Annotated in this window: 13 protein-coding genes and 15 tRNA genes; 24 read left to right on the top strand and 4 right to left on the bottom strand. The window is 32.3% G+C overall.

Going from position 1 to position 14615, the window contains the following annotated elements; translation table 11 throughout:
• Nucleotides 1-108 precede the first annotated feature (108 nt).
• The 4 genes from CLJU_RS18190 to gatB are packed head-to-tail and all read left to right on the top strand — an operon-like array spanning nt 109 to nt 4048.
• Entirely contained in the window at nt 109-834 is a 726-nt protein-coding gene (locus tag CLJU_RS18190) for a gamma-glutamyl-gamma-aminobutyrate hydrolase family protein (RefSeq protein ID WP_013240303.1), read from the top strand.
• Between the two features lie 13 nt (nt 835-847).
• Complete coding sequence (gatC, locus tag CLJU_RS18185; RefSeq protein ID WP_013240302.1) at nt 848-1135, top strand: Asp-tRNA(Asn)/Glu-tRNA(Gln) amidotransferase subunit GatC; 288 nt, start codon at nt 848-850, stop codon at nt 1133-1135.
• Between the two features lie 19 nt (nt 1136-1154).
• Nucleotides 1155-2612, top strand: a complete 1458-nt coding sequence (gene gatA, locus CLJU_RS18180) for an Asp-tRNA(Asn)/Glu-tRNA(Gln) amidotransferase subunit GatA (RefSeq protein ID WP_013240301.1) — start codon at nt 1155-1157, stop codon at nt 2610-2612.
• Nucleotides 2613-2617: 5 nt separating this feature from the next.
• Nucleotides 2618-4048, top strand: coding sequence for an Asp-tRNA(Asn)/Glu-tRNA(Gln) amidotransferase subunit GatB (gatB, locus tag CLJU_RS18175; RefSeq protein ID WP_013240300.1), 1431 nt, complete (start codon nt 2618-2620; stop codon nt 4046-4048).
• Between the two features lie 36 nt (nt 4049-4084).
• Here the strand turns inward: gatB and CLJU_RS18170 are convergent, their stop codons facing one another.
• Nucleotides 4085-4291 (bottom strand): hypothetical protein, encoded by a 207-nt coding sequence (locus CLJU_RS18170; RefSeq protein ID WP_013240299.1) that lies wholly within the window; start codon nt 4289-4291, stop codon nt 4085-4087.
• A gap of 145 nt (nt 4292-4436) precedes the next feature.
• On the opposite strand from CLJU_RS18170, the gene CLJU_RS18165 reads away from it, so the two are divergent.
• Nucleotides 4437-6053 (top strand): peptide ABC transporter substrate-binding protein, encoded by a 1617-nt coding sequence (locus tag CLJU_RS18165; protein WP_013240298.1) that lies wholly within the window; start codon nt 4437-4439, stop codon nt 6051-6053.
• 367 nt (nt 6054-6420) lie between these two features.
• On the opposite strand, the gene CLJU_RS18155 is transcribed toward CLJU_RS18165, so the two are convergent.
• A complete protein-coding gene (locus tag CLJU_RS18155; RefSeq protein ID WP_242825736.1) occupies nt 6421-7833 on the bottom strand; it encodes a hypothetical protein in 1413 nt (470 codons plus the stop codon).
• A gap of 85 nt (nt 7834-7918) precedes the next feature.
• Here CLJU_RS18155 and CLJU_RS18150 point away from each other — a divergent pair, with 85 nt between their 5' ends.
• The 19 genes from CLJU_RS18150 (at nt 7919) to CLJU_RS18060 (ending at nt 12288) form a co-directional block, all read left to right on the top strand.
• Nucleotides 7919-8908: an AIR synthase family protein gene (locus CLJU_RS18150; RefSeq protein WP_013240296.1), complete on the top strand. Its 990-nt coding sequence runs from the start codon at nt 7919-7921 to the stop codon at nt 8906-8908.
• Between the two features lie 44 nt (nt 8909-8952).
• Nucleotides 8953-9699 (top strand): ribonuclease PH, encoded by a 747-nt coding sequence (rph, locus tag CLJU_RS18145; protein WP_013240295.1) that lies wholly within the window; start codon nt 8953-8955, stop codon nt 9697-9699.
• Nucleotides 9699-10307 (top strand): XTP/dITP diphosphatase, encoded by a 609-nt coding sequence (locus tag CLJU_RS18140; RefSeq protein WP_013240294.1) that lies wholly within the window; start codon nt 9699-9701, stop codon nt 10305-10307. The genes rph and CLJU_RS18140 overlap by 1 nt, the downstream gene beginning before the upstream one ends.
• 3 nt (nt 10308-10310) lie before the next feature.
• Nucleotides 10311-10781: a metallophosphoesterase gene (locus CLJU_RS18135; protein ID WP_013240293.1), complete on the top strand. Its 471-nt coding sequence runs from the start codon at nt 10311-10313 to the stop codon at nt 10779-10781.
• 119 nt (nt 10782-10900) lie between these two features.
• Nucleotides 10901-10976, top strand: a tRNA-Pro gene (locus tag CLJU_RS18130).
• Between the two features lie 78 nt (nt 10977-11054).
• Nucleotides 11055-11128 (top strand) — tRNA-Gly (locus tag CLJU_RS18125).
• A 5-nt stretch (nt 11129-11133) separates the two neighbouring features.
• A tRNA-Arg gene (locus CLJU_RS18120) sits at nt 11134-11210 on the top strand.
• A 3-nt stretch (nt 11211-11213) separates the two neighbouring features.
• A tRNA-Lys gene (locus CLJU_RS18115) sits at nt 11214-11289 on the top strand.
• Between the two features lie 7 nt (nt 11290-11296).
• Nucleotides 11297-11372: transfer RNA gene (locus CLJU_RS18110), tRNA-His, on the top strand.
• A gap of 4 nt (nt 11373-11376) precedes the next feature.
• Nucleotides 11377-11451: transfer RNA gene (locus CLJU_RS18105), tRNA-Gln, on the top strand.
• Nucleotides 11452-11455: 4 nt separating this feature from the next.
• Nucleotides 11456-11531, top strand: a tRNA-Lys gene (locus CLJU_RS18100).
• A gap of 30 nt (nt 11532-11561) precedes the next feature.
• Nucleotides 11562-11646, top strand: a tRNA-Leu gene (locus CLJU_RS18095).
• Nucleotides 11647-11676: 30 nt separating this feature from the next.
• Nucleotides 11677-11751, top strand: a tRNA-Gly gene (locus CLJU_RS18090).
• Between the two features lie 8 nt (nt 11752-11759).
• A tRNA-Gly gene (locus CLJU_RS18085) sits at nt 11760-11833 on the top strand.
• 5 nt (nt 11834-11838) lie between these two features.
• Nucleotides 11839-11915: transfer RNA gene (locus CLJU_RS18080), tRNA-Arg, on the top strand.
• Between the two features lie 6 nt (nt 11916-11921).
• A tRNA-Lys gene (locus CLJU_RS18075) sits at nt 11922-11997 on the top strand.
• A gap of 17 nt (nt 11998-12014) precedes the next feature.
• Nucleotides 12015-12090 (top strand) — tRNA-Pro (locus CLJU_RS18070).
• A 19-nt stretch (nt 12091-12109) separates the two neighbouring features.
• Nucleotides 12110-12183 (top strand) — tRNA-Gly (locus CLJU_RS18065).
• A gap of 28 nt (nt 12184-12211) precedes the next feature.
• Nucleotides 12212-12288: transfer RNA gene (locus CLJU_RS18060), tRNA-Arg, on the top strand.
• Between the two features lie 89 nt (nt 12289-12377).
• Here CLJU_RS18060 and CLJU_RS21900 read toward each other — a convergent pair.
• A complete protein-coding gene (locus tag CLJU_RS21900; RefSeq protein WP_013240292.1) occupies nt 12378-13553 on the bottom strand; it encodes a tyrosine-type recombinase/integrase in 1176 nt (391 codons plus the stop codon).
• Between the two features lie 37 nt (nt 13554-13590).
• On the bottom strand, nt 13591-14535 hold the full coding sequence (locus CLJU_RS21500; RefSeq protein WP_013240291.1) for a helix-turn-helix domain-containing protein: 945 nt from the start codon (nt 14533-14535) through the stop codon (nt 13591-13593).
• Nucleotides 14536-14615 lie beyond the last annotated feature (80 nt).

Genomic DNA, 14615 nt, shown 5'->3' with positions numbered 1-14615 from the left:
ACTTACGCAAGTAAGCCGTCCACAGGATATTTTTTTCTTTAATGTATGGCATAAAAAATGCTTATAAAAATTATATTAAATTTGAAATAGCTTTCAGGGAGGAAAAACATGAATACAGTTATCGGAATATCTGGCAATATATTAGAAATGGGAGGCGGATCAGTTCCTGGTATAAAAAGGACGTATGTAAATAGCGATTATGTTTTATCTGTAGCTTTGGCTGGGGCCTCACCGATAATACTTCCTGTAATTGAAAATGAAGAGTATATTTTTGATCAAGTAAAAAGAGTTGATGGAATAATTATTTCTGGTGGATATGATGTAAATCCCATATTATATGGAGAAGAACCTATAAAGGCTCAGGGATTTACTTCATATGAGCTGGATAATTTTAATTTTAAGCTCATTAAGGCAGCATGCAGCTTGAAAAAGCCGATACTTGGCATTTGCAGAGGGTTACAAATAATAAATGTATATTTTGGAGGAACATTATATCAAGATCTTGACGATAAAGATGGATTTTACATTAAACATTCTCAAGATTCCAGTAGAAGCTTTACAGGTCATACCATACTTGTAAAAAAAGATAGTATATTGTATCCGATACTTGGAGAAAAGTCTATGGTGAATAGTTTTCATCACCAGGGTATAAAGAATTTAGCAAAAGGGTTTAAAGTAGGTGCCGTAGCCAAAGATGGTGTAATAGAGTCCATAGAAAAAACAAAAGATAACTTCATTTTTGGTGTTCAATGGCATCCAGAAGGACTTGCAGCTAATAATACCAAAATGCTTGAAATATTTAAAAAGTTAGTATCTGTTTCGAGAAAAAAGTGAAAGGAGATACCATATGAGAGTGAAAAAAGAAGAAATGAAATATGTAGCCCAGCTTGCTAAGCTGGAATTTAATGAAGAAGAAGAAAAAGAAGTCATAGAAGAACTAGATAGAATGTTTAAATATATGGAAAACTTAAATGAATTAAATACAGATGGGGTGAATATAACTATAAATCCATATTGCATGGAAAATAAATTTAGAGAAGATACTGTGGAAGAATCTATGGATATAAAAGAAGTACTGGATAATTCACCACAAAATCTTAAAGAATATATAGTAGTACCCCAGGTAATAGAATAATTTTACAGGAGGTGGTTTTATGAAGCTGACTGCACATGAAATTAGAAATATGTTGAAAAACAAAGAAATAAGTGTAGAAGAAATTGTAAGATCCTATTTAAATAGAATAAATAAATTTGATACTATATTGGGAGCTTATTTATATGTAGAAAAAGAGGGAGCACTTAAAAGAGCAAAGGATTTGGATAAGAAAATAAAACATGGTGAAAAAATGGGTGGACTTTTTGGAATACCTATTTCTATAAAAGATAATATAAGCGTTAAGGGTATGCAAAACTCTTGTGCTTCAAAGATGCTTCAGGGATACATATCTCCTTATGATGCTAGCGTAATAAAAAGGATAGAGGCTGAGGATGGAATAATAATTGGAAAGGCAAATATGGACGAATTTGCCATGGGATCTTCAAATGAAAAAAGTGCTTTTAAGTTAGCCAGAAACCCCTGGGATTTAAGCAGAGTTCCGGGAGGATCTTCAGGTGGATCGGCTGTTTCAGTTTCAGCTGGTGAATCTGTAATGTCTCTTGGAACAGATACAGGTGGTTCTGTAAGGCAGCCTGCATGTCTGTGTGGTGTAGTAGGTTTAAAGCCAACTTACGGAAGAGTTTCTAGGTATGGAGCAGTTGCGTTTGCTTCAACTTTAGACCAAATAGGTCTTATGTCAGCAGATATAGAAGATTGTGCATGTTTAACACAATGTATAGCAGGGTCTGATAAAAATGATTTTACTACAGTAGATATGAAAGTACCGGATTATAGCAAAAGTTTGACTAAAGATATTAAAGGCATGAAGATAGGTATACCTAAAGAATATTTTGAGGATGGGTTAGATGATAGAATTAGAAAATCCATAGAAGAAGCTGTAGATGTACTAAAGGCAAATGGGGCTGAGGTTAAAGAGTGTTCTATTCCACTTGTAAAGTATTCTATGGCAGTTTATTATGTAATTGCAAGTGCTGAAGTTTCTTCAAATTTAGCTAGATTTGATGGAATAAGATATGGATATAGATCAAAAAATTTTAAGGACTACAGGGACTTATATTTTAAATCTAGAAGTGAAGCATTGGGAATGGAAGTTAAGAGAAGAATAATGTTAGGAACATATATGCTTTCTAAAGGTTACTATGATGAGTATTATGAAAAGGCACTTAAAGTTAGAAACCTTATAAAAAACCAATTTGAGGAAGTCATGAAGGAATTTGATGCACTTATAGCACCTACTTCACCTACTACTGCATTTAAAATAGGCGAGAAGAAAAAGAATGCATTATCTATGTACCTTTCAGATGTTTATGTGCTCCCTGCTAATGTATCCGGTATGCCGGCTATATCTGTACCTTGTGGTATGGTAGATGGACTTCCAGTAGGATTTCAAATTATGACAAATTATTATAGAGAAGATACAATCTTTAATATAGCTTATAGTTTTGAACAATCTACTAACTGGCATAAAATGAGTCCACAAATTAGTGAGGTGTAAAAATTATGGAATATGAATTGGTAATTGGCCTGGAAGTTCATGTAGAGCTTTCGACAAAAACTAAGATGTATTGTGGATGCAGCACTGAATTTGGAGGAGAACCCAATAGTCACGTTTGTCCAATATGCCTTGCACTTCCAGGTGCGCTCCCTAGAATAAATAAAAAGGTAATAGAGTATACCATAAAATCGGGAATTGCCCTTAATTGCTCAATAAATAAAAAGAGTAGAATGGATAGAAAAAATTATTTTTATCCGGATTGCCCTAAAAATTATCAAATAACCCAACACAGATTTCCTTTATGTAGAGATGGATACATTGAGGTAGAAAATAGTGAGGGAGAAAAAAAGAAAATAGGTATTGAAAGAATACATATGGAAGAGGACGCAGCAAAACTAATTCATACAAAAGCAGGTACCTTGATAAATTACAATAGAGCAGGTGTACCTCTTATAGAGGTAGTGTCCAAACCAGATATAAGAACCCCAGAGGAAGCTACCTGTTATCTTCAAAAGTTAAAAAATATTTTGAGATCCATAGGAGTTTCAAATTGTAAGATGGAACAAGGTTCTTTAAGGTGTGATGGTAATATGTCTATAAGACCTAAAGGCAGTAGAAAATTTGGTGTAAAAGTGGAAATAAAGAATGTGAATTCCTTTAAAGCTCTTGAGAAAGCTTTTGAGTATGAATATTTAAGGCAAGTAAAGGCTGTAGAGTCTGGAGAAAAGATAGTACAAGAAACCAGAAGATGGAATGAGTCTAAAAATAGAACTGAGGTTATGAGGGCTAAAGAACAAGCTAGAGATTATAGATACTTTCCAGAAGGGGATTTAACAGCTATAAATATTTCAAATGAATGGATAGAGGATATAAGAAAAACTATACCTGAACTTCCTTATGATAAAGTGGAGAGATTTACTAAGGAGTACAATGTTTCAAAACACGATGCTGAGGTACTAATATTAAATATGGGGGCAGCAGATTTCTTTGAGAAAACTGCCAAGTTAAGCCGAAACCCTAAAGCTGCTTTTAACTGGATTATGGGAGATATATCAAGGCTTATGAATGAAAAATCAGTATCATTAAATGAGCTTAAATTTAAGCCGGAAGACCTAGTAAGTTTAATCAAATTTATAGACTCAGGTATGATCTCTAATAATATAGGTAAAGAAATAATGGAGGAAATGTTTGTAAGTGGTGCAAAACCTGAAGAAATAATTGAGAAGAGGAACTTTTTACAAAATAGCAGTGAAGATGAAATTCTGCAGATAATAAAAAAGGTTATGAAAGACAATCCTAAACCATTAGAAGATTATAAAAACGGTAAGAAAAGAGCTATTAAATTTATGATAGGTTTAGTTATGAAAGAAACTAAGGGAAAGGCAAATCCTAAGATTGTAAATGACCTTGTAAATAGAGAATTTAATAAAAACTAACTAAATAAAGGAATAGAAAACTATTTTAAAGCTTTCTTATTCCTTTTTATTATTGTCTGTTTTAGTTTGAGAAACGTCATTTTTCTTTGTCAAAAAATGCATATATTGAGTTAGTTTTTCTACTAAATAGTTTCTATATTTTAATTGGGATAACATTTGCTTCATAATTATAAATCCCCAAATTGAAACAAACATAATAGTACACATAGTTAAAATGCCTAAAACTTCTAATGTAAGTATCATATTTACACTCCTTATATCTAAATGTACGTGAACATTATATCATAAAAAACATGGATTAAAAATAATACAGTCTAATTTGTTTATTTTTATAATAAGTGACAATAATTTAAATAGTATCCCATGAATTGGGAATGAGGAGATATATATGAAGAAATTTATTTATATAATATTAGGTATGCTCATAATTTCCATAGTTTCTATAACTTTAATTGGAGGATCTTTGCAAAAGAAAGTTGAGCAAACTGAAAGCAGTAATTATAAGAATAATGTGACATATAATTTGGGTAAGTTACCTGAAGATCTTATAATGCTTGATTCCAATAATTTAAGGGAAAAGGATATACTTGCAAACACATTTGAAGGACTTGTGAATTGTGATGAAAATGGCAAAATAGTTCCTGCACTTGCTGAAAGTTGGGATATAAGTCAAGATGGAACTAATTATACTTTTAAAATAAGGAAAGATGGAAAGTGGAGTGATGGTTCTGATATTACTGCAAATGACTTTGTGAACTTTTTTTCTGATATTTTAAATAAAAACACAAATAACATATTTTCAGATCAGTTAAATTGTATATTTGGAGTAGAAGATTATAGAAAAGGAAAGTGTGATTTTAATAATGTAGCTATAACTGCTTTGAATAATAAAACACTCAATATAAGATTAAATTATCCCTGTAATTATTTTTTGAATATACTATCTCAGCCTATATATGCACTTAGAAATATTGATTCTAAACTCATAGATTGGAAAAAAGACTATAGATCAATAATGTATTCAGGGAGTTTTTGTATAAACAATATATCTGACAGCGGGGAGATTACATTAAAGAAGAATTCTCATTACTGGAACAAGGCACAGGTGAAAAGTAATAGTATAACATTGAGTTCCTTAAAAACTAAAGAAAGTGCACTTGCTGCATTTCAAAGCTCTACAATAAATGTGTTCACAGATCCTCCTTTAGGAGAATTAAAAACTATAGAAGGTAAGGCAAAATATAAAGTTTCGCCTTTACTTCAAGGGGAAGGCATAGCTTTTAATTTAAAAAGGAGTGGTATTGCAAATGACAATAGTTTTAGGAAGGCAGTAGCTGCTTCTATTAATAGAAATAATATAGTTAAAAATATATTAAATAGCACTGCTTTGGAGTCATATTCTTATATACCCCAGTATACAGGGGATGGATTGAATGGCAAGTATATAAATAAGGTATTTTTTCAAGGCAATGAAGATATAAAAAAAGCTTCTGATATGATGAAAAGTGTAAGTTCTAGTTATGGAGAAGCTTCATTAAAACTCATATATTTGGATACAGTTGAAAACAAAAAAACATGTGAAGCCATAGGTGAAAGTATAAAAAAAGCTGTTGGGATAGATGTGAAGTGTGAAGGATATGAGGCTTCTAAATTCAATGAGAAGTTAAAAAAAGGTGATTATGATATGGCAGAGATAAAATACGAGGGATACTATGATTATCCTCTGTCGTTTTTGGATATGTGGAGGTCTGCATCCCAATATAATTTGTATGGATATAGAAATGTGCAATTTGACAATAAATTTATGAATGCTAAATTTGAGAAAGATGGAACTAAAAGAATAGAGATACTTAAGGAAATGGAAAATATGTTGATGGAAGACATGCCAATCATCCCCTTATATTTCAATGATGTAATTATAAGTCAAAAAAACTATGTACAGGGTATTTATACTAATAAATTGGGAAATATAAAGTTAGATAAAGCTTATTTAGATGTTCATTGATAGAGCATATAGTACTTTTTACAAGGCTTGAAAAGGTCTCATAAATATGAGACCCTTTCGTTAATTAGAATTGAGATTTGTAAATTGGTTTGAAGTGCTTTTTAATTGTCCTTTTGGAGTAAAATATATACAGTTTGTTTCTAAAGATGAAAGGTTTGTAATAGCATTAATTTGATCTAAGGTACATTTTCCGTTTTTTTCATGTATGCAACTTTCCGAGCAATTAATATTCATCATTAGGTATCACCTACCTTATAGAAGCAGACTTAGTTTTAAAGTTAAATTATGAAGTGCTTGTACTGTAGTTATATTATTATGTCCTAAATATTAAAAAATATTTTTAAAAACTTTTAGTACTGATGTATTATTATTGTGCTATTTTAGGACTTAAAAGATGTATTACAAGAAAAAATATAGACATATTTTTATAGGCGTCAAAGGAAGTTTTTACAGATTTAAAACTTTCCTTTTTTCTGCTGTAAGTTACGTATTTGGTAAAAACAGGTGCTATTTCACATGATTCAGGTGATGGAATTGAATCTGTTTTAAAATTTTGTTCTTCTCTTAAATCTTCAGATTTAAGAGAAAAGTTTTCGTACCTTTCTGCACTGCTTAGATCAGGGGCATCAGGCCAACTTAAAATTATACCTGAGTCTATAAGCTGACGCTTAAATATGTCCAGTACTATTAAACTGTTTTTATCTTTATCCTTATATACATCTACATCTATGAGAAAGACTATAAGATATAGCATGATTTCTAAACATGTAAATTCAATGTTTTTTTTGGAGGTATTTTTAATAAATAATCCTTTTTCTGCATCATACAACTTTAAAAGTCTTTTAAATATAAAGTCGGCATTGTCCTTAGACTTTATAATATTTGTGTACTTATATATAAGCATATAATTTATATAATTCAATGAATCATTTTCTACATCTGTTTCTCTTAAAGATTCAGCCAAGGTGTTGTCAGAATAAAATTTTTCAAATATAAGCTCTGATATGTCGAGTATTAGATCTTTACAGGTCAAGTCTTTGGAATAGCTGTAGAATATATTAAGACCAAAGCATAATCTTGTAAGTTCTTCAAAAGATAAATCATACAAGTCTTCTTTTAATTTTATAAGCATATTTAGAATGTCAAAAGAAAAATTTCTAAAGTCCTCCCTTTCTTCTCCTTCAAGTAAAGTGCTGCATTTGTAGTAGGCAGCCATTAAAAGTGCCTGAGATGAAAATTTGAACTTTTTATTTTTATCTGCAAATTTTAAGTCATCCATAAGGGAACCGTCTTCTAGTTTTTTATCTGTAAATACACCTTCATTATTTCTAAAGTGCAGAGCATAAAATTTTAATTGACTTTTACAAAGGGATTCATACAATTTCCCTAAATTATAATTTCTTTTATCTATGTTGTTAAATAGATTATAGTAATCACAAAGTTCTAGTAAACATAGAGTCATAAGTGTATTGCTATCTATGTTTATTTCTTTTTTAAATTTATCTTGGTTCCAACATAACTTATTGTCCATATTTATGAGAATAGGGTTTGCTTTCCTATAAATACATATAAGTGGAGAAACACCTTTAAATGTGTTAATATCAAAGTTGGGTATGTTTTTTATATCAAGTTCTTTAACTGGAGTGGAAACTCCGCATTCTGAGTGCAGTACAATTTCCTTTAAAGATTCTTTTGATAAATAAAATAGTTGATTTTTGATGTTAGCCGGGTTTACCTTATTAATTCTCAAAAAAGGTCCTATATATTTCAAAATATTCACACCTACCATAAATTAATCCTTATATATATAATATGAGGTGAGATGTAAAATAGTGCTTGTTTATTTTTAGAAAGAAGGAATTTTTATGAAAGCTGGAAAATTAAATTGGGAAGATTTAAAAACTATAATAGATGAAAATAGGAAAGTAGTACGAGAAGATGTGAGAATAAGAAGCGGTATAGGAGAGGACTGCAGTGTAGTTAATTTTGGAGATATGGAATGTGTCATGTCTACAGATCCTATTACAGGGGCTAGTGTGAACAGTGGAAAGCTTGCAGTTCATATAAATTGTAATGATATAGCATCTTGTGGGGTTGAGCCTGTTGGAATTTTAGTTACGATTTTAGCTCCAGAAAGTAGTTCTTTAGAAGACATAAGAAGAATTATGGAAGAAATCAGTGAGGAAACGGAAAAACTAAATGTGGAAATTTTAGGCGGGCATACGGAAATAACAAGAGCTGTAAATAAAATGGTAATATCCTGTACTGTAATAGGAAAAGGAAAAAGCGGAGAAGCTGTAGCTACTTCAGGTGCAAAAGAAGGGGATGATATACTGGTAACAAAACATTTGTGCCTGGAAGGAACTAGTATTGTAGTAAATGACTACGAAGATAAGTTAAAGAATATACTTACCACTGAGGAAATAAAAGAGGCAAAAGGTTATATAAAATATATAAGTGTGGTAAAAGAGGGGATTTTATCAGCAAAATCAGGAGTAAATTCTATGCATGACATAACTGAAGGTGGAGTACTAGGGGCACTTTGGGAAGTTGCCAAGGCAAGTAAAGTAGGATTTAAAGTATATAAAAATAAGATGCCAATTACTAAAATAACAGAAAAGATATGTAATAAGTACGCAGTTGATCCTTTGAGGTTTATATCTTCAGGAAGTATGCTCATTACTACAAAAGATGGAAATAAACTCGTTAAACTTTTAAAAAGCCAAAATATTAATGCATATATTATAGGCAAAATTACCAGGGAAAAGGGAATATTGGTTTGTGATGAATTTGAAAAAGAGGTTGTACCGCCTAAAAGAGATGAGTTATTTGTACTAGAGGAAAAGTTGAAATAATTGATGTATAATTAGTAATATAGTTTTGATTTTGGAGGTAAAGTATGAGAATTGATGGTAGAAAATATGATCAGATTAGGCCTATAAAAATAACAAGAGATTATACAAAATATGCAGAAGGATCAGTACTTATAGAAACAGGAGATACAAAGGTAATATGTACTGCTTCTATAGAAGATAGAGTACCTCCTTTCCTAAAAGGAAAAGGGGAAGGATGGATTACCTGTGAATATAATATGCTGCCTAGGGCTACTCAAGTTAGAAAAATTAGAGATATAACTAAAGGAAAAATTGATGGAAGGACAATGGAAATACAAAGAATAATAGGAAGAGCACTTAGATCTGTAGTGGATTTGAAAGCTATGGGAGAAAAAACTATATGGGTTGACTGTGATGTAATCCAAGCAGATGGAGGAACTAGAACTGCTTCTATATCAGGAGCTTTTGTAGCACTTGTAGATGCTGTAAATAAACTTCATAAACGTACCCCTTTTACAGTTTATCCTATAAGAGACTTTGTCAGTGCTATAAGTGTGGGAATAGTAAATAATGTGAGAATGCTTGATTTATGTTATTTAGAAGATTCAAGAGCTCAAGTGGATATGAACATAGTAATGACGGATTCAGGAGAGTTTGTTGAAATACAGGGTACAGGAGAACAAAGCCCATTTACTAGAGATGATCTGCAGGAACTTTTACGTTTAGGTGAAAAAGGAATAAACAATATGATTCATGCCCAAAAAGAGAGTTTAAAAATGGATTCTCTATGGATAGGTACAGGAGGAAAATGATGAAAAAACTAGTAGTGGCAAGCAATAATTGTAATAAGATAAGAGAAATTAAGCAAATACTTTCCAAATATCCTATAGAAATTTTGTCTATGAAAGATATGAATTTAAATGTGGATATCTTAGAGGATGGAAAAACATTTTCAGAAAATGCCTATAAAAAAGCCAGTACTATATACCATATACTGCAGGATAAGTGTATGGTTCTTGCAGATGATTCAGGATTAATGGTTAAAGGACTAAATGGGGCACCAGGGGTGTACTCTGCAAGGTTTGCAGGGGAACATGGAAATGACAAAAAAAACAATGAAAAGCTGTTAAAGCTTTTAGAAGGTATGAAACCACAAGATAGGGAAGCTAAGTTTGTATGTGCACTAGTACTTATAGTGGATTCAAAAAGGACATTTAAAGTTGAGGGCGAAGTAAATGGTATAATATGTGATGAAGAGAGAGGAAATAATAAATTTGGTTATGATCCGCTGTTTTACGTGCCCGAATATCATAAAACTTTTGGAGAACTGCCCTATGAAATAAAAAACTCTATAAGCCATAGAGCTAATGCACTTAAAAAATTGAAGGAGCAAATGAGGGACATTATGGAGGAGGTTTAGAATTTGCAAATAGGAGTAGTAAGTGATACACATAGATACAAGCAAATGGTAAAAAAAGTTATGCAGGTATTAAATCATATGGATTTGATTATTCATCTTGGAGATAATGTAGAAGATGTAAAAGAAATAGAAAAATTTTATCATGGTAACATTATAAACGTAAGGGGAAATTGTGACTTTTCTGTAGATGTCCCTCCTGAAAGGATAGAAATTATAGAAGGTAAAAAGTTTTTAATAACTCATGGGCATAGGTATGACGTTAAATACGATTTATCTAGGTTAAGATATAGGGCTTTAGAGGAAGAGGCAGATATAGTCCTATTTGGGCATACTCATGTATCTGAAATAGCCTATGAGGATGGTATATACTTTGTTAATCCAGGAAGTCCGTCTTTGCCTAGAAATGGGCTGAAAAGCGCTGCTATCATAAGCATAAATGATAAAATTATAAGGCCAGATATCATAGAATTATAAATAAAAATAAAAAAAAGTAAAATAGGGTATTGACGAATTAGAATATATCGTGTAAAATAATTGATGTTGTCAGGAGTTACAAAAAAGATTTCAAGATAAACAAGATGATTTCTTAATAACGGGGTGTGGCGCAGATGGGAGCGCGCGTGGTTTGGGACCATGAGGTCGCAGGTTCAATCCCTGTCACCCCGACCATTTAATTAAGATAAAACTTAGTTGAATGTAAGGAAGAAATAAAGTAGTGAATTCTTTTTATTTGACATAAAAGATTATGCGGGTGTAACTCAATGGTAGAGTGCTAGCCTTCCAAGCTAGTTATGAGAGTTCGATTCTCTTCACCCGCTCCAAGCGTGCGTCTTTAGCTCAGTTGGATAGAGCAACGGCCTTCTAAGCCGTGTGCCGGGGGTTCGAATCCCTTAAGACGCACCATAAGCGCCATTAGCTCAGTTGGTAGAGCATCTGACTCTTAATCAGGTTGCCCGGGGTTCGAGTCCCCGATGGCGCACCAAGATGTGGTGAACGTAGTTCAGTTGGTAGAGCGCCAGATTGTGGTTCTGGTTGTCGTGGGTTCGAGCCCCATCGTTCACCCCACTGTTGGGGTGTAGCCAAGTGGTAAGGCAATGGACTTTGACTCCATCATTCGTAGGTTCAAATCCTGCCATCCCAGCCAAAATGGTTCACTAGCTCAGTTGGTAGAGCACATGACTTTTAATCATGTTGTCCGGGGTTCGATTCCCCGGTGAGCCACCATTTTAATTTTAAATTATTACATTAGTCTATGCAGGTGTGGCGGAATTGGCAGACGCACTAGACTTAGGATCTAGCGCTTTACGGCGTGGGGGTTCGACTCCCTTCACCTGCACCATTTGTAATAATAAATGCAATTTTTATATATGCGGGAGTGGCTCAGTGGTAGAGCGTCACCTTGCCAAGGTGAACGTCGCGAGTTCGAATCTCGTCTTCCGCTCCAAATAAATTGCGGGTGTAACTCAATGGTAGAGTGCTAGCCTTCCAAGCTAGTTATGAGAGTTCGATTCTCTTCACCCGCTCCAAATATGCGTCTTTAGCTCAGTTGGATAGAGCAACGGCCTTCTAAGCCGTGTGCCGGGGGTTCGAATCCCTTAAGACGCACCATGATTAGCGTTATTAGCTCAGTTGGTAGAGCATCTGACTCTTAATCAGGTTGTCCGGGGTTCGAGCCCCCGATGACGCACCATAAGTTCAATTTAATAACGGGGTGTGGCGCAGATGGGAGCGCGCGTGGTTTGGGACCATGAGGTCGCAGGTTCAATCCCTGTCACCCCGACCATTTAATTTAATAAAGATATGCGGGTGTAACTCAATGGTAGAGTGCTAGCCTTCCAAGCTAGTTATGAGAGTTCGATTCTCTTCACCCGCTCCATTTTCATATTTATAATTAAATAGTATGAGCACCCATAGCTCAGCTGGATAGAGTGATGGACTTCGAATCCAGAGGCCGGGAGTTCGAATCTCCCTGGGTGCACCACTGATATAACTGGGATTGAGAGATTTAAAATTCTATTAAAATATGATTTTGCGGGGAAATTTGCGGGAAATTAAGCTAAAAAAATACTATTATTTTTGCGGGTTTTCATCCCCCGGAAATAATAAATTTTCTAATTTGTTTATAGCGTTTTCCTTTAAGCTAGGTAACACATGGCTATAAGTATTTAATGTCATACTAACTGTACTATGTCCCATAAGTTCAGAAACTACTTTTGGATTAGTATTAGCAACCAAGAGCATGGTAGCATAAGTATGTCTTAAATCATGAAATCTAATATAAGGTATATTTAATTTTTTACATACATTATATTGTTTCATTACTCTAGTATAATTTTTAGAAACATAATTAGGTTCATAAGGAGATCCGTCTTCTTTACATATTACAAAACTACGTTTATCGTAGTTTTCATTTTTTGATTTATTATACTCTTGAATTTGTTTTAAATCTTCAAGTCCTTTTATTGTGTAATCCAATAAAGGGATTTTTCTTTTTGAAGTAGGAGTTTTTAATTCTAATAACTGGAGTTCTCCATCAACTTTTTGAAGTTGCCTGGTAATATATATTTCTTTATCTTTTAGGTTAACATCTTTCCACCTTAATCCACATAACTCACCTAGCCTCATACCTGTAGTTGATGATAATAAAACTGGCATATAACAGGTTAAATTTTTTATTCTATCTAATAACAAGAATAATTGGTCTTTATTATACACGGTAAGTTCACGTTTGGCTTTTTTTGGTGGATCTATAGTGGTCATTATATCATAATCAATTATTTTCCATCTTAGAGCGTTTTTAAAAGCTTTTGAAAGTATCCAATGGTATTGCCTTATAGTTGTAGTAGAATTACCTAAGTCATTGGTACAATGTAAGTACATAGCATTTATATCACTTGGCTTTATCTTATCTAAATATTTATCACCTAAAGCTGGAATCATTATTTTATCTACAGCAATTTTATATCTTACCCAGGTTGAGTTAGCTAATTGTGGTTTAATAGTATTTAACCAATCTACTATAAATTTGGAAAACTTAATTTTATTATTTTTAAATCCCAATGTGGTTTTATCTTTCAATTCTATTTCTTTTTTTCTACCAGCAGCTCTTGCCTCTTTTTTAGTTGTAAAGCCACTGTCTGTTTCTCTTATACGTTCTTTTGTAGTTGGATCTATAAAATCAATTTCATAAGAATAAGTTTTTATTTTTAATCTTTTAGAATAACGTTCTTTTACACTAACAGCCATCTAAAACATCTCCCTTTCAAAATTTAACCAGTACAAATTAATAAATTTTAGTAGCTTGCTTTACAACTCCTATAATTTGAATTTCATCCTTTTTTATATCATACATTTTTGGCACATATTCAGGATTGTTAGACATTGGAATCAAAGTAATCATATTCTCATTTTTAACTATCTTTTTAACTGTAGCCTCCATACCATCAATTAAAACCACACCTATTTGACCATTTTCAATGCATGGTGTTTTTTCAATTAATAATAAAGATCCTTCTTTAAATTCCTGATTCATGGAATCACCTTTAACTTTTAGATAAAAGTAATCTTTGTCATTATCAATAAATTGTTTTAAAGTAGGTAAATAACCACTTATATTATCTTGCGCTAATATGGGTTTCCCTGCCCTTACTACACCTACGATTGGAATATTAATTACATTTGACATATCTTTATTTATAGTTTCATAAATATCTGAAGATTCTGCTACCTTGTTTGGTGTAGTATTGCTATTTGCATCATAATATGCAGCTTTTTTAAAAGACTCATACCAATCAGCATCACCATTAAACTGTGAGGGTATGTCACCATATAGACCATATTTATTAAGAAAAGCAGGAAATGACATATCAAAAAAATTTGCTATTTTTTTGGCTAAAAATTGACTAATTGGAGCCTCATTATTCTCATATTTAGCAAGTTCATTTTCATTTATACCAACAGCATCACTTAATTCTTTTTGAGTGATGCCCTGATACTCTCTTTCTTCTTTTATGATATAACCTATATTCTCTATTTCATCTGTACCTAAAAGATAATCCACAGTAACATCAAAAAGTTTTGCAAGTTTAACTAAGGTTTCATTACTAGCACCTTGTTTGTTACTTTCTATCATTCCTATAGAAGATTGACTTAATCCAATACTTTTAGCCAATTTTTGTTGGGTTATCTTTTTTAATTTTCTCAAATCTTTTATTTTATCACCTAACATGTAAATTACCTCCTAGTGATAATTTTATCATATTTACTGATAATTTCAATGGCAATTTTAAGAAAGTAAAAGAATTTATA

The organism is Clostridium ljungdahlii DSM 13528 (genome assembly GCF_000143685.1).
Taxonomy (GTDB): Bacteria; Bacillota; Clostridia; order Clostridiales; family Clostridiaceae; genus Clostridium_B; species Clostridium_B ljungdahlii.
Note: the sequence above shows the minus strand (reverse complement) of the source record. Positions and strands in the feature narration are given on the sequence as shown.